The 20779-nt window shown below is 69.4% G+C and carries 17 protein-coding genes and 1 tRNA gene; 9 read left to right on the top strand and 9 right to left on the bottom strand.

The features are described 5' to 3' along the window. Positions 1-68: 68 nt before the first annotated feature. The 6 genes from AW274_RS15825 to AW274_RS15800 all read left to right on the top strand — a co-directional run bounded on the left by AW274_RS15825 (position 69) and on the right by AW274_RS15800 (position 5254). On the top strand, positions 69-458 hold the full coding sequence (locus tag AW274_RS15825; RefSeq protein ID WP_198169304.1) for a PaaI family thioesterase: 390 nt from the start codon (positions 69-71) through the stop codon (positions 456-458). A gap of 490 nt (positions 459-948) precedes the next feature. After that, positions 949-2100, top strand: coding sequence for a branched-chain amino acid ABC transporter permease (locus AW274_RS15820; RefSeq protein ID WP_232320137.1), 1152 nt, complete (start codon positions 949-951; stop codon positions 2098-2100). Between the two features lie 9 nt (positions 2101-2109). Beyond that, on the top strand, positions 2110-3099 hold the full coding sequence (locus tag AW274_RS15815; protein ID WP_062432245.1) for a branched-chain amino acid ABC transporter permease: 990 nt from the start codon (positions 2110-2112) through the stop codon (positions 3097-3099). Then, on the top strand, positions 3089-4012 hold the full coding sequence (locus AW274_RS15810) for an ABC transporter ATP-binding protein (protein WP_062432242.1): 924 nt from the start codon (positions 3089-3091) through the stop codon (positions 4010-4012). The genes AW274_RS15815 and AW274_RS15810 overlap by 11 nt, the downstream gene beginning before the upstream one ends. Continuing rightward, entirely contained in the window at positions 4009-4788 is a 780-nt protein-coding gene (locus AW274_RS15805) for an ABC transporter ATP-binding protein (protein ID WP_062432239.1), read from the top strand. The genes AW274_RS15810 and AW274_RS15805 overlap by 4 nt, the downstream gene beginning before the upstream one ends. 76 nt (positions 4789-4864) lie before the next feature. Further along, positions 4865-5254 (top strand): hypothetical protein, encoded by a 390-nt coding sequence (locus tag AW274_RS15800; RefSeq protein ID WP_062432237.1) that lies wholly within the window; start codon positions 4865-4867, stop codon positions 5252-5254. Positions 5255-5426: 172 nt separating this feature from the next. Here the strand turns inward: AW274_RS15800 and AW274_RS15795 are convergent, their stop codons facing one another. Both AW274_RS15795 and AW274_RS15790 read right to left on the bottom strand, forming a co-directional pair. Next, the gene (locus AW274_RS15795) at positions 5427-6722 is read right to left on the bottom strand and encodes an ABC transporter substrate-binding protein (protein WP_062432235.1); all 1296 of its coding nucleotides are present in this window, start codon (positions 6720-6722) and stop codon (positions 5427-5429) included. 211 nt (positions 6723-6933) lie between these two features. Further along, entirely contained in the window at positions 6934-7539 is a 606-nt protein-coding gene (locus tag AW274_RS15790; RefSeq protein WP_232320136.1) for an ANTAR domain-containing response regulator, read from the bottom strand. Positions 7540-7575: 36 nt separating this feature from the next. Between AW274_RS15790 and AW274_RS15785 the strand changes: the two genes are divergently transcribed. Next, positions 7576-7648: transfer RNA gene (locus AW274_RS15785), tRNA-Leu, on the top strand. 8 nt (positions 7649-7656) lie between these two features. Here AW274_RS15785 and AW274_RS15780 read toward each other — a convergent pair. Together AW274_RS15780 and pyk are read right to left on the bottom strand one after the other, a co-directional pair. Further along, positions 7657-8007, bottom strand: coding sequence for a hypothetical protein (locus tag AW274_RS15780; protein WP_198169243.1), 351 nt, complete (start codon positions 8005-8007; stop codon positions 7657-7659). 167 nt (positions 8008-8174) lie between these two features. Continuing rightward, positions 8175-9611: a pyruvate kinase gene (gene pyk / locus AW274_RS15775; RefSeq protein ID WP_062432231.1), complete on the bottom strand. Its 1437-nt coding sequence runs from the start codon at positions 9609-9611 to the stop codon at positions 8175-8177. A gap of 217 nt (positions 9612-9828) precedes the next feature. On the opposite strand from pyk, the gene AW274_RS15770 reads away from it, so the two are divergent. Then, positions 9829-10551: a hypothetical protein gene (locus AW274_RS15770; protein ID WP_062432228.1), complete on the top strand. Its 723-nt coding sequence runs from the start codon at positions 9829-9831 to the stop codon at positions 10549-10551. On the opposite strand, the gene AW274_RS15765 is transcribed toward AW274_RS15770, so the two are convergent. The 4 genes from AW274_RS15765 to gltB all read right to left on the bottom strand — a co-directional run bounded on the left by AW274_RS15765 (position 10515) and on the right by gltB (position 18636). Next, entirely contained in the window at positions 10515-10904 is a 390-nt protein-coding gene (locus AW274_RS15765) for a DUF2784 domain-containing protein (protein ID WP_062432224.1), read from the bottom strand. The genes AW274_RS15770 and AW274_RS15765 overlap by 37 nt on opposite strands. Before the next feature lie 58 nt (positions 10905-10962). Further along, positions 10963-12546, bottom strand: a complete 1584-nt coding sequence (locus tag AW274_RS15760) for a S8 family peptidase (protein WP_083974345.1) — start codon at positions 12544-12546, stop codon at positions 10963-10965. 111 nt (positions 12547-12657) lie between these two features. After that, positions 12658-14124, bottom strand: coding sequence for a glutamate synthase subunit beta (locus AW274_RS15755; protein WP_062432219.1), 1467 nt, complete (start codon positions 14122-14124; stop codon positions 12658-12660). A gap of 12 nt (positions 14125-14136) precedes the next feature. Beyond that, complete coding sequence (gene gltB, locus AW274_RS15750) at positions 14137-18636, bottom strand: glutamate synthase large subunit (RefSeq protein ID WP_083974343.1); 4500 nt, start codon at positions 18634-18636, stop codon at positions 14137-14139. A 378-nt stretch (positions 18637-19014) separates the two neighbouring features. On the opposite strand from gltB, the gene AW274_RS15745 reads away from it, so the two are divergent. Beyond that, on the top strand, positions 19015-20196 hold the full coding sequence (locus AW274_RS15745) for a bis-aminopropyl spermidine synthase family protein (RefSeq protein ID WP_232320135.1): 1182 nt from the start codon (positions 19015-19017) through the stop codon (positions 20194-20196). Here the strand turns inward: AW274_RS15745 and AW274_RS15740 are convergent. Beyond that, complete coding sequence (locus AW274_RS15740) at positions 20161-20730, bottom strand: hypothetical protein (protein ID WP_157520308.1); 570 nt, start codon at positions 20728-20730, stop codon at positions 20161-20163. The genes AW274_RS15745 and AW274_RS15740 overlap by 36 nt on opposite strands. Positions 20731-20779: the final 49 nt, after the last annotated feature.

Genomic DNA, 20779 nt, shown 5'->3' with positions numbered 1-20779 from the left:
GCCTAGTCTCCCCCTACGACAGAACCACCCGGAAAGGAAGAGCCTTGACCCAAGAGCTCGTCGCGCTGATGAACGCCGCAGGGACGGGCCATCTGCCCGACCGGATGGGCATCGAGTTCCTCGAGGTGACCGAGGAGAAGGTGGTCGCCCGGATGCCGGTCGAGGGGAACACCCAGCCGTACGGCCTGTTGCACGGCGGGGCCTCGGTGGCGCTGGCCGAGACGGTCGGCTCGATCGCGGCGATGTTCCACGCCGGCGAGGGCCGGGCCGCCGTCGGCATCGAGATCAGCGCGACCCACCACCGGTCGGCCAGGTCGGGTCACGTCACCGGCACCGCCGTCCCCCTGCACCGGGGGCGCACGCTGGCGACGTACCAGATCGAGGTGGTCGACGACGAGGGCCGGAGGGTCTGCACCTCGCGGCTGACCTGCATGCTTCGCGATCAAGCCGGGTTGTGACGCCCGCGCATCACAAAGCGGCATCAGGCTGCACAGGAGGCACCGCTGTCGCTACTGTCTTGTGATTGAGGGGCCCGTGGCGGGCTGAGTAGACAACGTGCAGCGCCGGGGAAGCTCTGCACGGCCCCAAAGGCCGGCCACGGGCCCTCCCTATATTCCCCCGCCGGCTACCCCCACCTGCGGGGACGATGCGATACGCATGCGACACAGCCAGGTCACCGATTGGTGACGAACTGTCCGTAAACGGGCGTTCGGCTCTATGCTCCGGCCATTACACCGTGGACCTATCGCGGTGTCCCGTGTTCGGGATGGCGAGGCACAACCCCGTCATGACCTACGAGGAGCACCATTGCGCAGAGCCGTGATCGCGTTCACGGCCTTCATGGGTGGACTCATCTTCGTCTTCTTGGCCGGAGCGTCCACAGCGTGGGCGGCCGAAGGCGAAGAAGTCAAAGGCACACTCAGAATCCAAGGCCAGCCTGTAGAAGGCGTGAAAATCAAAGTGGCGACCGACGCTGACGCGCCCGTCGGAGAGGCCACGACCGGGAAGGACGGCACCTGGACGGTCGCCGTCGACAAGGCCGGTTCCTACAAGGTCACGCTGGACCAGGCCACCCTCCCCGCAGGGAAAGCGCTGCGAGACCCCAACCGTGGGACGCTGACCGTCCAGGTTTTCGAGGGCAACGCCCGTAATGTGCTGTTCGGATTGGTTGACGCGAACGCCCCGCCCGCGGGGCAGGACGACGGCGGCGGGAGCTCCTACTGGGCCCGTGTCGCTCAGCTCGTCTTCGAAGGATTGAACCTCGGCCTGATCATCGCGCTCGGCGCGGTCGGTCTGTCCCTGATCTTCGGTACGACCGGACTGACCAACTTCGCCCATGGTGAGCTGCTGACCATCGGCGCCTTCCTCGCGTTCTTCTTCAACACCACACTCGGCCTGCACCTGCTGATCGCCGCGCCCCTGGCGCTGGTGGTCGCGGCGGGACTCGGATGGGGACAGGACCGCTTCTTCTGGGGCCAGTTGCGGCGCCGCAAGACCGGCCTGATCTCCATGATGATCATCTCGATCGGCCTGGCCCTGTTCCTGCGGGCCCTGCTGCTGTTCCTGTTCGGCGGCGGCGGCGAGTCCTACGACCAGTACGTCGCCCAGGCCGGCATCCAGATCGGCCCGATCTCGGCCACGCCCAAGAGCCTCGTCGCCATGGGCATCGAGATCGTGGTGCTGATCGCGGTGGGCCTCGCGCTGACGTACACCCGGCTGGGCAAGGCGACCCGCGCGGTCGCCGACAACCCGGCGCTGGCCTCCTCTTCGGGCATCAACGTCGACCGGGTCATCCGGCTCGTGTGGGCGGCCGGCACCTGCATCGCGGCGCTGGCGGGCATCCTGCTCGGCACCACCCAGAACCTGAACTTCCAGATGGGCCAGCAGATCCTGCTCCTGATGTTCGCCGGCGTGACCCTCGGCGGCCTGGGCACCGCGTTCGGCGCCCTCGTCGGCTCGCTGGTCGTCGGCATGTTCGTCCAGGTCTCCACGTTGTGGATCCCGCCGGAGATGAAGACCATCGGCGCGCTGGTCGTGCTGATCATCGTGCTCATGGTCCGGCCGCAGGGCATCCTCGGCCGTCGCGAGCGGATCGGCTAGGAGGCACACATGGACTGGACACTCATCTTCAGCCGGGCCGTGGAAGCGGGCATCGGCTCCGAGGCGATCATCTACGCCCTCGCGGCGATCGGCCTCAACGTGCAGTTCGGCTACACCGGCCTGCTCAACTTCGGCCAGGCGGGCTTCCTGGCCATCGGCGCGTACGCCATCGCGGTGACCGTCGCCACCTTCGGCCTGCCCTTCTTCCTGGGCGTCGGCATCGGCCTGCTGCTGGCCGTCGTGATGGCCCTGCTGCTGGGCATCCCGACCCTGCGGTTGCGGGCCGACTACCTGGCCATCGTCACCATCGCGGCGGCGGAGATCATCCGTCTCGTCGTGCGGTCGGTCGCGCTGTCGGACACCTTCGGCGGCACCGACGGCCTCCAGGCCTTCTCGGGTTCGTTCTACGACATGAACCCGTATCCCCCCGGTGAGTACGGGATCCCCCCGATCATCGGCTTCGACAACCGGTCGATGTGGGTGCTGACGGTCGGCTGGGCGCTGGTCGCCGTCGCGTCGTTCATCCTGTTCATGGCGATGAAGAGCCCGTGGGGCCGGGTCCTCAAGGCGATCCGCGAGGACGAGGACGCCGTGCGCAGCCTCGGCAAGAACGTGTTCTCGTACAAGATGCAGGCGCTGGTCATCGGCGGCGTCATCGGTTCGATGGGCGGTTTCATCTTCGCCCTGAGCCGGTCGGCCGTGCAGCCCGACCTGTACTCGACCGACCTGACGTTCTACGCGTACACCGTGCTGATCCTCGGTGGCGCGGCCCGCATCCTGGGCCCGGTCGTCGGTTCGATGGTGTTCTGGCTGCTGCTCATCTTCATCGGCACCGGACTCGAGAATGCCGTCAACAGCGGCGCGATCACCTTCATCACGGTCAACCAGGTCGGCGCGATCCGCCTGATGCTCGTCGGACTCGGTCTCATGCTGCTGCTGATCTACCGGCCGCAGGGCATCTTCGGGGACAAGAGGGAGATCTCACTCGATGCACGCTGAATCGCTCCCGGCCGGCAAGGCGGCGGCCCTCAAGTCGTTCGAGGGCATGGCCGCCGAACCCGGGGTCCCCAAGCCCGACCCGATCCTGGTGGTCGACAACGTGGTGCGCCGCTTCGGCGGTCTGACCGCGGTGAACGTCAACCACGTGGAGATCCAGCGGGGCAGCATCACCGCCCTGATCGGCCCCAACGGCGCCGGCAAGACGACGTTCTTCAACCAGCTCACCGGCTTCGACACCGCCGACGAGGGCCAGTGGACCTTCAACGGCCGGAACATGAACGGCGTCTCGGCCTACAAGGTCGCCCGCCAGGGCATGGTCCGCACGTTCCAGCTCACCAAGGCGCTCTCGAAGCTCACGGTGATCGAGAACATGCGCCTGGGCGCCCAGTCGCAGAAGGGCGAGAACTTCTTCCGCGGCCTCATCCCGGGTCTGTGGCGCGGCCAGGAGGACGAGATCACCGCCAAGGCGGAGGACCTCCTCGAGCGCTTCAAGCTCGACGCCAAGCGCGACGACTTCGCCGGCAGCCTCTCGGGCGGCCAGCGCAAGCTGCTGGAGATGGCCCGCGCCCTCATGGGCAACCCCGAGCTGGTCATGCTCGACGAGCCGATGGCGGGTGTGAACCCGGCCCTGACGCAGTCGCTGCTCGGCCACGTGAAGAACCTGCGCGAGCTCGGGATGACCGTCCTGTTCGTCGAGCACGACATGGACATGGTCCGCGACATCTCCGACTGGGTCATCGTGATGGCCCAGGGCGAGGTGATCGCCGAGGGTCCGCCCGACAGCGTCATGTCGGACGAGCGGGTCGTGGACGCCTATCTCGGCGCCCACCACGACGCCCCGCTCTCGGCCGAGGAGGAGGAGCGGCAGCTCCACGAGGCCGAGGCCGAACTCGACAAGGAGAGCACGGAATGAGCGCCGCCGACCCGAACGTGATCGTCGACCGCTCCGCGCACGTGGCCGCCGCCGGGAACGCCCTGCTGCGCTGCGACGAGCTGTTCGCCGGCTACCTGCCGGGCGTGAACATCCTCAACGGCGCCGACCTCTACGTGAACGAGGGCGAGCTGATCGGCATCATCGGCCCCAATGGCGCCGGCAAGTCGACCCTGCTCAAGTCGCTGTTCGGCCTCGTCGAGGTGCGGACCGGCTCGATCACCCTCAAGGGCGAGAACATCACCGGCCTGAAGGCCCACGCGCTCGTGGAGCGCGGGGTCGGCTTCGTGCCGCAGACCAACAACGTGTTCCCGTCGCTGACCGTCGAGGAGAACCTCGAAATGGGCGCCTTCCAGGTGCCCAAGAAGTTCAAGGAGCGCTTCGAGTTCGTCTGCGAGATCTTCCCGGCCCTCAAGGACCGGCGCAAGCAGCGGGCGGGCTCCCTGTCGGGCGGCGAGCGGCAGATGGTGGCCATGGGGCGCGCCCTCATGACCGAGCCGTCGGTCCTGCTGCTCGACGAGCCCTCCGCCGGTCTGTCGCCCAAGCTGCAGGACCTGGTGTTCATCCAGGCCCAGCAGATCAACCGGGCCGGGGTGACCGTGATCATGGTCGAGCAGAACGCGCGCCGCTGCCTGCAGATCTGTGACCGCGGCTACGTCCTGGACCAGGGGCGCAACGCCTACACGGCGTCCGGCAAGGACCTCATCAAGGACCCGAAGGTCATCGAGCTCTACCTGGGGACGCTGGCCCGCGCCTGACGTCCTCCCTTCCTCGAAAAGGCCACCGGGTCGTCCCGGTGGCCTTTTCCGCTTCCGTACCGGAAAGGGGTCTCTCATGGCGCCCACCCGTCTGCTCTCCCTCGCCGCCCTCGGGTTGCTCGCCGCCTGCGGGTCCACCGACCTGTACGTCACGGGGGCCGACCCCGCCGACGACCCGTGTGACCGGGTGGTCTCGGCGCTCGGCTTCGCCGAGCACGTGCTGGAGCCGGCCGGGCAGGAGGAGTCGCAGCAGTTCGGCGAGGGCGTGCGCGGCCGGATCGCCTACGTCGAGGGCGTGATCCTGAGCTACGGCGAGAAGCTCCCGGCCGGGCTCGCCGAGCACACGGCGACCCTGAAGCGCACGATCCGGGTGCTCGCCCCCGCCGCGACCCCGCACGCGGAGGCGGTGGCGGCGCTGAAGGAGTGGCGGGCGGCGGCCACGGCGATCGAGGACGCGTGTTCGTAGACACGATGTGACATAGCATCAGCGCCCCTGAGAGCCCTCCTGACGGCCGGCGACCGACCACCCGGAGGAACGACCCCAAAACCGGGGCACAAACCCCTCAAAACGGGCTGAGGCCCCCGCCGTTCTCTCGAACGGCGGGGGCCTCGGTCACTTCAGGCTGAGCGGGGGAAGATCAGCCGTCGACCTTACCGGCGAGGTAGGTCTCGTTGGTGTACTTGTTGTCCTTGCCGTACTTGTAGATGCCGATCGTGGCCTCCGACGGGTCGCCCGCGTCGGAGAACTCCACCGGGCCGCTGACGCCGTCGTAGTCGATGTCAGTGCCGGCCTTCAGCAGGTCGAGGCAGGCCTTGTACTCGGTGCACTTGGTGCCGCCCTTGCTGACCGCGACCAGGTTCTTCGAGATGCCGGTGCCCGAGTCGTCCTTGCCGGCCTCCGCCGCCAGGGCGATCAGCATGGTGGCGTCGTAGGACTCGGGGGCGTAGCTGAAGTCCTTGAGGTCGGGGTTGGTCTTGAGCAGGTTCTCCTTGAACTTGCCCTCGGAGGCCGCGCCGGGCAGGGTGCCCTTGACGCCCTCGAGCAGGCCCTCGGGGAAGTCGGCCGAGTAGTCGGCCAGGTTGCCGTCGACGAAGTAGATCTTGACCTTGTCGGGGCCGAGACCCTGCTTCTCGAGCTCGGGGATGAGCTTCTTGGTCTCGTCGAACGAGATCAGCGCGATCGCGTCGGGCTTGGCTTCCTTGATCTTCGCGACGTCGGCCGAGAAGTCGGGAGCGGCCGGGTCGTAGGCGACCTCGCCGGCGATGGTGCCGCCGCCGCCCTCGACGGACTTCTTGACCTCGGCCGCGAGGCCGGTGCCGTAGGAGTCCTGGCGGTTCATGATGGCGATGTTCTCGCCGCCGTCCTGGATCATCAGGTCGCCGAGCACACGGCCCTGGAGCACGTCAGACGGGGCGGTCCGGAAGTAGAAGCCCTTGTCGTTGTACGACGTGAACTCCGGCGAGGTGTTCGCGGGCGAGAACTGGACCACACCGGCGTTGACGATCTTGTCGATAACGGTGAGGGACACACCCGACGAAGCCGCACCGATGATCGCGTCGGCCTTCTGCTGCAGCAGGTTGTCGACGGACTGCGAGGCGATGTCCGTCTTCGCGTCACCGGAGTCGGCGTGGATCTTGGTCACCGGCTTGCCGAGGACACCACCGGCGGCGTTGATCTCTTCCACGGCCAGGTCGACGCCGGCGAACTCCGGCGGGCCGAGGAAGGCCAGGTCACCAGTCTGAGGCAGGATCGAGCCGATGGTGAGGGTACCGTCGCCCGCGGTCGCCGCCGTCGTGGCGGGAGCGGCGGCGGTCGAGGCCGGCGCCGAGGTGGCCGGCGCTGCCGTCTCCTCGCCACCACCACAGGCGGTCAGGGCAAGGCTGGCGGCCGCGGCGACTGCCAGCACCCGCCCCATGGGGGCAATGCGGATCATGAAGTGTCTCCTTCATCCATGCAACGGAACGCCGGGCTTAACCAGGTCACCGTCCCGTTCGAATGCTGGAAACGTACATAACTCGCAGACGCCTTGCCAGGAATGCGTCTGAACTGTGGACACTTGGATGCGGAGTCGTAATAACTCCTCAACACACTTCGCCCTCCGGCCCTGACCTGCGGGGTCGCGAGCCGGAGGGATCCTGCGCCGGTCAGGCCGACTTGTCGGGCGGCCCGGCGGCCTCCGTGACGACGATCTGGGCGACCTGCCGCATGCTGAGACGACGGTCCATCGAGGCCTTCTGGATCCACCGGAAGGCCTGCGGCTCCGACCACCCGTGCTGGGCCATGAGCAGGCCCTTCGCCCGCTCGACCAGCTTGCGGGTCTCCAGCCGGTCGGAGAGGGTGGTGACCTCCTTCTCCAGGGCCGCGATCTCCTCGTGGCGGCTGACCGCCATCTCGATGGCCGGCACCAGGTCGCCCTTGGTGAACGGCTTGACCAGGTAGGCCATCGCCCCGGCGTCTCTGGCCCGCTCGACCAGGTCGCGCTGCGAGAACGCCGTCAAGATCAGGCAGGGCGCGATGCGCTCCGACACGATCTGCTCGGCGGCCGAGATGCCGTCGAGGACGGGCATCTTCACATCGAGGATCACCAGATCCGGCCGGAGCTCGGTGGCGAGCTTGACCGCCGTCTCGCCGTCACCGGCCTCGCCGACGACGGCGTAACCGTCTTCTTCCAGCATCTCCTTCAGGTCGAGGCGAATCAGGGCCTCGTCTTCCGCGATCACCACTCGCCGCTGCGTTCCACTCACGCACAAGAGGTTACCGACGTCCGCTAGATTGGTCCCACGCACGCCCCGATAGACCAACGGCAGAGTCAATGGCCTCAAAATCCATCAAGTGTGGGTTCGAATCCCACTCGGGGCACCCTTTCTTCATGCCCTGATGCCCGCGGTGATCGCGGCCAGGCGCGCGGCGTCGCCCGCGTCCAGGGTCCTCAGCGTGAGCGGCAGCCGCCTTCCCCGGTCGACGGCGGTCAGCGGCGCCTTCGGCGGATCGTCGATGAAGTCGTGTACGGCCGCCACCGACTCCTCCACGGGCCGCGCTGACGCGTCGCCGCTGCGGGTGAATCCCGGGTGATAGAGCACGTAGGGCACCTTCTCCCCGTGCTCGGCGGCGTGCGCGACCCCCAGCAGGTCGTTGGCCCGCCCGGCCTGCAGTTGCGCCCTGACCAGGCCGTAGCCCCGGGTGAGCTGCGGATCGTCCCAGGCGAGGGTGGTCCCCACGCCCGCGACGTTGACGACCACCGGCCGGCTGGCGGCCTCCAGCAGGGGCAGCAGCCCCCGCCCCAGCCTGACCGCGCTGGGGTCTCGCTGCTCACGGCGCTGGCCGACTGGCTCGGGAACGCCGAAAGGCCGCCACGTCGTACGTGACGGCCCTTTCGATATGCGGATCAGCCCAGGTTGGGGTGGGCCACGGCCGATCCGATGGTGTGGACGCGGAGGGCGTTGGTCGACCCGGGGTTGCCGGGAGGCGAGCCCGCCACGATCACGATCTTGTCGCCCTTCTCGAAGCTGCCCAGGGCGAGCAGCGACGCCTCCACCTGACGCACCATGTCGTCGGTGTGGTGGACGAACGGCACCTCGAAGGTCTCCACGCCCCACGTCAGCGCGAGCTGGCCGCGCACCACCGGGTTGGAGGTGAACGCGATCAGCGGGATCGGGCTGCGATAGCGGGCCAGGCGGCGCGCGGTCTCGCCCGACATCGTGAAGGCGACCAGGGCCTTGGCCCCGACGATGGCGCCGACCTCGGCGGCGGCGCGGGCGATGGCGCCACCGGTCGACTCGGGGAGCCGGTCGAGGTTGTGGGTCGCGTGCAGGGTGGAGTCTTCGGCGGCGGTGGCGATGCGGGCCATCGTCGCGACGGACTCGATCGGGTAGTTGCCGACCGAGGTCTCGCCCGACAGCATGACCGCGTCGGCGCCGTCCATGACGGCGTAGGCGACGTCGGAGGCCTCGGCGCGGGTCGGCCGGGGGGCCGCCATCATCGAGTCGAGCATCTGGGTCGCCACGATGACCGGGTGGGCCTTCTCGCGGCAGAGCTCGATGATCCGGCGCTGCACGATCGGCACCTGCTCCAGCGGGAGCTCGACGCCCAGGTCGCCGCGGGCGACCATGACGCCGTCGAACCGGTCGACGATCGCCTCGAGGGCGTCGACGGCCTGCGGCTTCTCGATCTTGGCGATGATGGGCAGGTTGACGCCCTCCTCGTCCATGATCCGGTGGACGATGTCGGCGTCCTCCGGCGAGCGCACGAACGACAGCGCGATCATGTCGAAGCCGGTGCGAAGGGCCCAGCGGAGGTCCGCCTCGTCCTTCTCGGTCAGGGCCGGGGCGCTGACGGCGACGCCCGGGAGGTTGAGGCCCTTGTTGTCGGAGATCATGCCGCCGATGACGACCCGGGTGGTCACCCGGGGGCCCTCGACCTTGTCGACCTCCAGGTGGAGACGGCCGTCGTCGACGAGGATGGTGTCTCCCGGCTTCACGTCGCCGGGCAGGCCATCGTAGGTGGTGGAGACCAGGTCGCGGTCTCCGGGGACGTCTTCGGTGGTGATCGTGATGATGTCACCGACGCCGAGGCGGACCGGGCCCGAGGCGAACTTGCCCACCCGGATCTTCGGCCCCTGCAGGTCGGCCAGCACGCCTACCGCGCGGCCCAGCTCCTCGGCCGCCTCCCGCACCCGGTCGAAAACCTCTTGGTGCAGCTCATGGCTGCCGTGGGAGAGGTTGAAGCGGGCGACGTCCATGCCCGCGCTGATGAGTTCCCGCAGCCGTTCAGGGGACGAGGTGGCGGGACCTAGGGTACAGACGATCTTTGCTCGACGGCTCACGAGTCCTAGCCTAATTGGTCCAGACCACTTGAATGTGACGGCGCCCATAGCTGTGGCCAAATTGTCAATGACTTCACGCGATAGCCGACGTGTCCTAACCTGTCCCGCTATGGGGTGGTTCTGGAGGTTGGCTGCCGTCTTGACGCTGATGAGCGCCCTCGCGTGCGGTGGACAGGCTACCGAATCGACCGCGCCCCCTACCGGTGTTTCGGTCGCGTTGCAGCAATGGCGTTCGGATGTCGCGGTCCATCGTGTCCAGGTCTCGGTCACCAACACCGCCGAGACGCCCCTGCGCATCATCGACCTGCGGCTCGACTCCGGATCGTTCGAACCCGCCGCCCCGGTGCGGGTCGACACCACCCTGCCGAAGACCCCCCGGACCGACTTCCCGATCACCTACGGCCGGGCCCGCTGCGACGACGACACGATCCCGCCCGTGAAGCCGACCGACGTCGTCGCCACGATGGCCGTCGGCGACGCCCCGGCCAAAGAGGTGCGTTTCCCGATCCCCGTCACCGACCCCCTGCTGACCCGGCTGGTGAAGTACGAGTGCGGCGAGCACATCCTGAAGCGGTCGGCCACGATCGCCTTCGGGCCCTTCGAGCGCAGGGGCGACGACCTCAAGGGCACGCTGACCGTCACCAGCACCCGCCCGGTGACGATCGACGACGTCGACGGCACCACCCACTACGTGCTGGAGCCGGAGAAGAGGCGCCCGGTCGCCGAACTGGCACCGGGCGCCGCGGAGATCCCGGTCACGATCCGCCCCACCCGCTGCGACCCGCACGCCTTCGCCGAGGCCAAGCAGGCCTACCTGTTCCAGGTCTGGGGGCACACCGAGGGCGGGGAGACCTACCGGATGATCGTCACCCCGCCCAAGGACGTCCAGGAGAGGCTGCTCGACTACGCCATCGACGTCTGCGACTTCCCCGCCACGTGACGGCGGTACCGGATGACCGCGAACCCGATCCAGGAGATCGCGATCACCACCACGATCCCGATGCGGACCTCCGCGAGATACCGCGTCGGGTAGACCACGCCGGTGATGTAGGTGTCGATGAACCCGCCCGGCTTGAGCAGCTGGGTGCCCGCCCGCTCACGGGCCCAGTTCTCCAGGGCCGTCAGCGGGCACTCCACCACCCCGGTCAGCTGGATCGCGCCCCACAGGGCGAACCCCAGGCTGGGCCAGATCAGGCGGGGCCACCGCCAGGCCAGGAAGCCGCCCAGGGCGATGTACGCGATCACGAGGAAGTGCACGACCATCACGGTTTGCCACAGAACGTGATAAATCATCTCTCGAACCTAGAAAGAGAACCGAAGGCCGGAATCCGTCCGGCTACTCATCTCCTGTCTAGGTACCCGCGATCGTGACCGCCTTCTGCGCGCTGATGATGCCGTTTCCGTAGAAGCCGTTCCGCGACGCCGACCCCACGCAGGTGTGCGTCGTCTCGGCCGAGTAGCGGAAGCTGCCCGACGCCGGGCAGCCCCGGTCGTACGTCGAGGCGTAGAGCAGGCTCTCCAGCCGGGCCGGGTCGAGCTGCAACCCTCCCGGGCCGGGCTTGCCGAACCGGGCCACCAGCAGCGCCGCGACCCCGGTGACGTGCGGGGCGGCCATCGAGGTGCCCTCGAGGTATTGGTAGTAGGAGCACGTGCCCTTCTTGCACTCCCGGATGACCGAGGAGGTCAGCGGCTGCCCCTTGGCGTCGATCGCGGTCGCGGCCCGCAGCGCGTTGCGGGGCGCGGCGGCCAGGATCTCGCGGGCGGCGCCCTTCAGCGAGGTGCCGGTGTCGAGGGCGTCGCCGCCGGGGGCGGCCACGTCGGCCTGCTCGGCGCCGTAGTCGGAGTAGACCGCCTTGCGCTTGCTCGGGCCGACCGAGGTCACCGCGATCACGCCGGGCAGCTCGGCCGGGATGTTCAGGCAGGTGTTGTCGATCTTCCGGATCTTGGCGGCGCCCGACGGGTAGTCGGGGCTGCCGACGTCCTCGGCCGGGTGGCCCAGGTCGGTCGCGCCGTTGCCGATGGCGCCGACCAGGGTCACGCCCCGGGCGCGGGCGTAGGCGACCGCGCGGGTCATGCCCGCGATGATGGCCTTCTGCTCCGACTGCTGGGCCGGGGTGTCGGCCGGGTTGGCCGGGCAGTTGAAGTTCCACGGGTCGACGTAGAAGGACATGTTGACCACGTCGATGCCGTTGTCGCCGGCGTACTTGAGGGCGTCCATGGTCGGCTTGAGGAAGAAGAAGCCCGAGTCGGTGCCGGCCCGCAGGTTGACCAGCGACACCCCGGGCGCGACGCCGCCGATGCCGATGCCGTTCAGCGGCGAGGCGATCGTGCTGGCCACGTGGGTGCCGTGGCCGTCGTCGTCGACGTCGGCCGGGTCCTTGCAGCCCTTGAACTCGCACGGCCCGTCGAGGTTCTTGCCCTTGGAGTCCTTCGGCCGGTCGGTGACGAAGTTGCGCGACAACTTCCGGTTGAAGTTGGGCGCGATGTCCGGGTGCTTGCCGTCGATCCCGGTGTCGATGACCCCGACCAGCACCTTGTGGTTCCCGATCTCCTTCTTGTACGACCCCGACGCGGTCGCCCCGATCATCCGCATGTCCCACTGGCGACCGGAGAGCGGCTCGTTCTTCACCGCCGCCCGGCGCGGGCCGGCGGCCGGCCGGGCCCGGGTGACCTCGCCGATCGGCCGGTCGGACAACACGCCCACGACCGCCGGGCCCGAGGGGACCCGGGACGCGCGGGCCACCAGGTAGCCGAGGTCGGCGTCGTCGGACAGCACCTCGCCGCCGTCGGACGTCACCTCGTCGGTCACGGCGCCGCCCTGGCCGGGCGCGTAGAACACGAGGTAGTCGTGGGAGACGGCGGCCGTCTCCGTGGAGGCCGCGCAGGCCGTGGTCAGCAGGGCCGTCGCCAACCCTGCGAATACTGCCTTACGCACCGGTCCTCCTTGATCCGCCAAAAGTAGATATTTCCGAATTGCCCTTGAGCAAGATACGGAAAACAACGAAACGGCGCCCCCGGGAATACCAGGGGGCGCCGTTTTGACGTACTAGACCAACGGGCGTGCCGTCGGCGGGATGGCCACCGGCAGAGCGGTCGCCCCGGTGAGGTAGTCGTCGACCGCGGCGGCGGCCGAGCGGCCCTCGGCGATCGCCCACACGATCAGCGACTGGCCCCGGCCCATGTCACCGGCCACGAAGACGCCCTCGACGCCCGAGTGGTAGGTGCGGTTGCGGGAGACGTTGCCGCGCGGGTCGTAGAACTCCCCGGCCGACAGCGCGGCCAGCTCGTCGAGCAGACCGGCGTGCTGCGGGCCGACGAAGCCCATCGCCAGGGTGACCAGCTGGGCGGGCAGCTCGCGCTCGGTGCCGGGGATCGGCTTGAAGCCGGCCGCCGGGCCCTCGACGTCCACCACCCTGATCGCCTGCAGGTTGCCCTCGGCGTCCTTGACGAACTCGGTGGTGGAGACGGCGTAGACCCGCGCTCCCCCGCCGTCGGCGAGCTCCTCGTGGGCCGACTCCATCTTGAACAGCATGGGGAAGGTCGGCCACGGCTGCCCGGCCGGACGCGCCTCCGGCGGCATCGGCATGATCTCCAGCTGGGTCACCGAGAGGGCGCCCTGCCGGATCGCGGTGCCGATGCAGTCGGCGCCGGTGTCGCCGCCGCCGATGACCACCACGTGCTTGCCGCTCGCGTTGATCTCCGAGTCGGCCAGCGACCGGTTGGCCGGGGGCAGGTACTCCATCGCCTGGTAGACGCCGACCGCGTCGCGACCGGTCACGGGCAGGTCGCGCCACGCGGTGGCGCCGCCCGCCAGGACGACCGCGTCGAACTGCTCGCGCAGCTCGGCGGCGGTGATGTCGACGCCGACGTCGACGCCGGTCCGGAACTCGGTGCCCTCGGCGCTCATCTGGTCGAGGCGGCGGTCGATGTGCCGCTTCTCCATCTTGAACTCGGGGATGCCGTACCGGAGCAGCCCGCCGATGGCGTCGGCCCGCTCGAACACGACGACGTCGTGCCCGGCGCGGGTGAGCTGCTGGGCGGCGGCCAGGCCCGCCGGGCCGGAGCCGACGACCGCGACCTTCTTGCCCGTCTTGCTCACGGGCGGCTGCGGGGTGACCCAGCCCTCGGCGAAGGCGCGGTCGATGATCTCGACCTCGACCCGCTTGATCGCCACCGGGTCGGAGTTGATGCCGAGCACGCAGGCCGCCTCGCACGGAGCCGGGCACAGGCGGCCGGTGAACTCGGGGAAGTTGTTGGTCGCGTGCAGCCGCTCGACGGCCTCGCGCCAGTCGTCGCGGTAGACCAGGTCGTTCCACTCGGGGATGAGGTTCCCGAGCGGGCAGCCGTTGTGGCAGAACGGGATGCCGCAGTCCATGCAGCGGGAGGCCTGCTTGGACAGCTTCTCCGGGGCGAAGTCGACGTAGACCTCGCGCCAGTCGCGGATGCGCACGTCCACCGGGCGGCGGGCGGGCAGCTCACGCTGGTGTGTGAGGAACCCCTTCGGGTCGGCCATGTCGTTACCCCCTTATCCGTGAACCGCGGCCATGATGGCCTCGTCGATGTCGCGGCCCTCGGCCTCGGCCGTGGCCCTGGCGGTGAGCACCCGCTTGTAGTCGATCGGCATGATCTTGCCGAACCGTTCCCGAGCGGATTCCCAGTCGGCGAGCAGCGCCTTGGCGACCGGCGAACCGGTCTCGGCCAGGTGCTTGTCGACCAGCTCGCGCAGGATCTCGGAGTCCTCGTCGGTGAGGGCCTCCAGCTCGACCATCTCGCGGTTGACCCGCTCGGGCTTCAGGTCCAGCACGTAGGCCACGCCGCCGGACATGCCGGCCGCGAAGTTGCGCCCGGTCGGCCCGAGGACGACGGCCCGGCCGCCGGTCATGTACTCGCACCCGTGGTCGCCCACGCCCTCGACGACGGCCGTGGCGCCGGAGTTGCGGACGCAGAACCGCTCGCCCACCACACCCCGGATGAACGCCTCGCCGGAGGTCGCGCCGTAGAGGCCGACGTTGCCGGCGATGATCTGGCCGTCGAGCAGGTCGCTCGGCGGGGTGACCGTGATCCGGCCGCCCGACAGGCCCTTGCCGACGTAGTCGTTGGCGTCGCCGGTCAGCCGCAGCGTGATGCCCTTCGGCACGAACGCGCCGAAGGAGTTGCCGGCCGAGCCGGTGAAGCTCACGTCGATCGTGTTCTCCGGCAGGCCCGCGCCGCCCCACTTCTTGGTGACGTGGTGGCCGAGCATGGTGCCGACGGTCCGGTTGACGTTGCGGATCGGCAGCTCCAGCGTGACCTGCTGGCCGAACTCGATCGCGCCCTCGGCCAGCTGGATCAGCGTGTTGTCGAGCGCCTCGGCCAGGCCGTGGTCCTGCGCGACGACCTGCTTGCGCGGGGTGCCCTGCGGCAGCTCCGGCTGGTAGAGGACCGGCGACAGGTCGAGGCCCTGCGCCTTCCAGTGGTTCACGGCGGCCTCGGTGTCGAGCAGGTCGCTGCGCCCGATGACCTCGTCGAGCGAGCGGTAGCCCAGCTCGGCCAGGTACTCCCGGACCTCCTCGGCGATGAACTCGAAGTAGTTGACCACGAACTCCGGCTTGCCGGTGAAGCGCTTGCGCAGCTCGGGGTTCTGGGTCGCCACGCCCACCGGGCAGGTGTCGAGGTGGCAGACGCGCATCATGACGCAGCCGCTCACGACGAGGGGCGCGGTGGCGAAGCCGTACTCCTCGGCGCCGAGCAGGGCGGCGATGATGACGTCGCGGCCGGTCTTGAGCTGGCCGTCGGCCTGCACCACGATCCGGTCGCGCAGCCCGTTGAGCAGCAGGGTCTGCTGGGTCTCGGCGAGGCCCAGCTCCCACGGGGTGCCCGCGTGCTTCAGCGACGTCAGCGGCGAGGCGCCGGTGCCGCCGTCGTGACCGGAGATCAGCACGACGTCGGCGTGGGCCTTGGACACGCCCGCCGCGACCGTGCCGACGCCGACCTCGGAGACCAGCTTCACGTGGATGCGGGCCTGCGGGTTGGCGTTCTTCAGGTCGTGGATGAGCTGCGCCAGGTCCTCGATCGAGTAGATGTCGTGGTGCGGCGGCGGCGAGATCAGGCCGACGCCCGGCGTGGAGTGCCGGGTCTTGGCGATCCACGGGTAGACCTTGTGGCCGGGCAGCTGGCCGCCCTCGCCGGGCTTGGCGCCCTGGGCCATCTTGATCTGCACGTCGTCGGCGTTGACCAGGTATTCGGAGGTCACGCCGAAGCGGCCGGAGGCCACCTGCTTGATCGCCGAACGGCGGGCCGGGTCGTAGAGGCGCTCGGGGTCCTCGCCGCCCTCACCGGTGTTCGACTTGGCGCCGAGCCGGTTCATGGCGATGGCGAGCGTCTCGTGGGCCTCCATCGAGATGGAGCCGTAGGACATCGCGCCGGTGGAGAACCGCCGGACGATCTCGGAGACCGGCTCGACCTCGTCGATCGAGATCGGGCCGCCGGCCGCCGGGCGCAGCTTGAACAGGCCGCGCAGCGTCATCAGGGTCTCGGCCTGACCGTCGATCAGGTCGGTGTACTCCTTGAAGATCTCGTAACGCCGCGTGCGGGTGGCGTGCTGGAGCTTGAAGACGGTCGTCGGGTTGAACAGGTGGGGCTCGCCTTCGCGCCGCCACTGGTATTCACCGCCGACCTCCAGCCGCCGGTGGGCGTTCTCGGCCCTCGGGTAGGCCCGGGTGTGCCGCTGCAGCGCCTCCTTGGCCAGCACGTCGAAGCCGACGCCGCCGAGCCGCGAGGTGGTGCCGGTGAAGCACTCGGCGATGACCTCGGCCCCGAGGCCCAGGGCCTCGAAGATCTGGGCGCCCGTGTACGACGCCACCGTGGACACGCCCATCTTGGACATGACCTTGAGGACGCCCTTGCCGTACGCCTTGATGAGGTTCCTGACGGCCTTGGGGTTGCCGGGGAACAGCTCCTCGACGGTCTCGATCGCCAGGTAGGGGTTGATCGCGCTGGCGCCGTAGCCGATGAGCAGGGCCATGTGGTGGCACTCGCGCGCCTCGCCGGTCTCGATGACCAGGCCCACCCGGGTGCGGGACTTCTCCCGGATCAGGTGGTGGTGCACCGCGCCGGTGAGCAGCAGCGACGGGATCGGCGCCTTCTCGGCGTTCGACCCGCGGTCGGACAGCACGATGATGCGCGCGCCGTCGGCGATCGCCTGCGAGACCTCCTCGCGGATCTCCGCCAGGCGGCGGGTCAGCGCGTCGCCGCCCCCGCCCACGTGGAAGAGGCCGGAGACGACGTGGGGCTGGAACCCGGGCAGCGCGCCCTCGTCGTTGATGTGGACGATCTTGGCGAGCTCGTCGTTGTCGATCACCGGGTAGGGCAGCACCAGGCGGCGGCAGGAGGCCGCGCCCGGTTCGAGCAGGTTGTGCTCGGGGCCGATGGTCGACTGCAGCGAGGTGACGAGCTCCTCGCGGATGGCGTCCAGCGGCGGGTTGGTGACCTGCGCGAACAGCTGGCTGAAGTAGTCGAACAGCAGGCGCGGCTTGTCGCTCAGCGCGGCGACCGGGCTGTCGGTGCCCATCGAGCCGATCGGCTCGGCGCCGGTCGTGGCCATCGGGGTGAGGATGATGCGCAGCTCTTCCTCGGTGTAGCCGAAGGTCTGCTGGCGCTTGACGAGGGCCTCGTGGGTGGGGTGCTCGTGATCGCGCTCGGGCAGTTCCTCGAACCGCACCAGGCCGGCGTGCAGCCACTCCTCGTAGGGCTCGGCGGCGGCCAGCTCGGCCTTGATCTCGTCGTCCTCGATGATGCGGCCGCGCGCGGTGTCGACCAGGAACATCTTGCCCGGCTGGAGACGGCCCTTGCGGACGATCTTCTCCTGCGGGATGTCGGACAGCACGCCCGCCTCGGAGCCCAGGATGACCAGGCCGTCGTCGGTGACGTAGAACCGGCCGGGACGCAGGCCGTTGCGGTCGAGCACAGCGCCGACGACGGTGCCGTCGGAGAAGGAGATCGACGCGGGGCCGTCCCAGGCCTCCATCAGCGTGGAGTGGAACTCGTAGAAGGCCCGGCGGGCCGGGTCCATCTCCGTGTGGTTCTCCCACGCCTCCGGGATCATCATCAGCACCGCGTGGGGCAGCGAGCGCCCGCCGAGGTGCAGCAGCTCCAGCGTCTCGTCGAACGAGGCGGTGTCGGAGCCGTCGGGGTCGCAGATGGGGAACAGCCGCTCGAGGTCGCCCGGGATGAGGCCGGTCTCCAGCATCGTCTCGCGGGCGCGCATCCAGTTGCGGTTGCCCTTGACGGTGTTGATCTCGCCGTTGTGGGCCACGTAGCGGTAGGGGTGCGACAGCGGCCACGACGGGAAGGTGTTGGTGGAGAAGCGCGAGTGCACCAGCGCGATGGCGGTGACGTAGCGCTCGTCCGACAGGTCGGGGAAGAACGGCTCGACCTGCTGCGGGGTGAGCATGCCCTTGTAGACCGTGGTCCGGCTGGAGAGCGAGGCGAAGTAGACGTCGGCCTCGTGCTCGGCCCGCTTGCGGAAGGCGAAGGCGGCCCGGTCGAGGTCGATGCCCGACAGGTCGCCGGAGCTCACGAACAGCTGCATGAAGTGGGGCATCACGGCGCGGGCGGTGGGCCCGGCGTGCCGCGTGTCGACGGGCACGTCGCGCCAGCCGAGGACCTTGACGTTCTCCTCGGTCGCGATCTCGTCGATCATCCGCAGTGCGGTCGCCCTGGCCTGCGCGTCGATGGGCAGGAAGGCGATGCCGGCGGCGTACTTCCCGGCCTCCGGGAGGTCGAAGGGCACGACCGCGCGGAAGAAGGCGTCCGGGATCTGGGTCAGGATGCCGGCGCCGTCACCGGTGTCCGGTTCGCTCCCCCGAGCACCCCGGTGATCGAGGTTGATGAGCGCGGTCAGAGCCTTCTCGACGATGTCGTAGCTACGGCGGCCGTGGACGTCGGCCACCATGGCGACACCACAGGCGTCATGCTCGTACGAGGGGTCGTAAAGGCCCTGAGGCTCGGGAAGGTCCCCAGGACGGCCATGGCGGGCAGCAGGCATGAAATCACTCCCGTCGTCATCTTCTGCGTGGTGACAGAGGGACGACGCTGGCCCTGCTGCAGTTGTAGTGAGTAGAGGTTACCCCACCGTTTCCGGATGGCACCTGCCGGGCCCACTAAGGTTTCGCGTATGTCGATCGACGAGCTCTACGCGCGTGCCGGTGTGGACGGACGGCGGTTGCGAAAGGCTGTCTCTCTCCTGTCGGACGGACGCTGGTGGACGCTCGCCGATGTGGTCAGGGAGACGGCGACGTCCCGCAGGACGATCGAGGCGCTCATGCGCGTGCTCCCCCTTGAGCATCGCGACCAGCACGTCCGAATCCCAACTGAACAGGTCAAACTCTACAACATTTCGATATCGTCCTCTATTTCGGACCCGGTGTCTCACCTGGTGGACGAATCGGTGGTCGAGCGGATGGCCGGGCTCATCGCCAAGGCGCCCCGCGGACGGTCGGCCCTCGACCACGTGTCGGCCACCCCGGAGACCGTGGTCAGACGGGCTCTGCTGCTCGGCGCGCGGTTCTGGCTGCCCGGTTCGCGGCTGCTCTGCGTGGGCGACCACGACCTCACGTCGCTGGCCGTCCGTCTCATCCATCCCGAGGCCGAGGTCATGGTCGTCGACATCGACGACCGGATCCTGGCGTACATCGACGAGCAAAATCTCGGGGTGACCACCCGCTGGGCCGACCTCCGGCTCGGCCTGCCCCCGTCGGCCCGGGGCTGGGGCGACCTGGCGATCACCGACCCGCCCTACACCCCCGACGGCGTCGGCCTCTTCGTCGCCCGGGGGCTGGAGGGCCTGCGCGACCGCGACGAGGGCCGCGTCCTGCTCGCCTACGGCGCGTCCGAGCGCACCCCCATGCTGGCCCTGAAGGTCCAGCACGCCCTGGCCGACCTCCAGCTGCTCAACGAGGCGATCTACCCCGATTTCAACCGCTACGACGGCGCCGAGGCGATCGGCAGCGCCGCCGACCTCTACGTCCTGCGCCCCACCACCAAGAGCTGGCCCGCCGTCGCCTCCCGCGTCGACCGGCTGGCCACCGCGATCTACACCCAGGGCCCGCAGGCGGTCGAATCGGCCAAGGCCGCGCCCCCCGACCTCGGCGACTACGCCCCCGACCTGCTCGTGGGCGACTGGCCGCGCGACCTGCTGCCGGGCGTGCCCCGCGTCCGCCTCTCGACCTGGCTCGCCAAGCCCTACGCCGCCCAGGTCTCCCGGGTGGCCGTACACGCCCCCGGCCTCGACGCCGCGCTCCCGCGCCTGGTGCTCGCCGCCCGCGACGCCGAGGTCCGCGTCTTCGGCACCACCTCTCCGGTACGGCTCCCGCCCGCCCCCGACGCCATCACCAGCAGAATCCTCGCCAACAGCCACGGCAAGGTCGCCAACACCTGGCGCGAGGGCCTGGTCGCCGAGCTCGGCCTGACCAAGAACCAGGCCAGGGCGCGCATCCCGGCCTGGGCCGGCGCGACCGCGCTCGAACTGCCGCTCCACCGCCTGACCGGCCTGGCCGAGGCGGTCGCGGCCTCACAACGCGAGGATGCGGGCCTGGACGAAGCGTGAGGTCAGGTCGAGGGCGGCCAGCGGCTCGGCCAGGTCGGGCCGGGCGTCGCCCTCGGCCGACACCCAGCTGACCGACACGAAGTGCCCCATCGCCCTGACCATCGCCGTGCCGGCCCGCTCCGAGGCCAGCGGCGTCAGGAACAGCTCCTCCTTGAACCGGTGCACCAGCGCGTCGGCCTGGGCGACGTCGCCCAGGTTGAACACCGCCACCTGCCCGACCAGCTCGGGCCCACGGAACAGGCCCCGCACCACCTGGGAGCACCCGTCGACGTCGGCGCCCACGGCCGCCGCGCAGTCGGCGGTCAGGGTGACCGACTCCTTCTTCATGACGCCGAGCGCCGGGGCCGGGAAGACCTCCTGCTCGGTCAGCGGCGCGGCGTCGACCTTCTGCTGCGCGATCGGCGCGTAGATCGCCGAGCTGATCTCGGCCCGGACGGTGCCGGGCCGGTCGACGCCGTCGGCGCCGGCGCACCCGGCCAGTGCCGCCGCGAGCACCGGCAGGGTCATCACCCGCATCATCAGTCCCACCCTCACCGCACCATCATGACGGGGAACGGGGCACGGGCGGGCGCACATCTCGAAA

This window comes from Herbidospora daliensis (assembly GCF_001570585.1).
GTDB lineage: Bacteria > Actinomycetota > Actinomycetes > Streptosporangiales > Streptosporangiaceae > Herbidospora > Herbidospora daliensis.
Note: the sequence above shows the minus strand (reverse complement) of the source record. Positions and strands in the feature narration are given on the sequence as shown.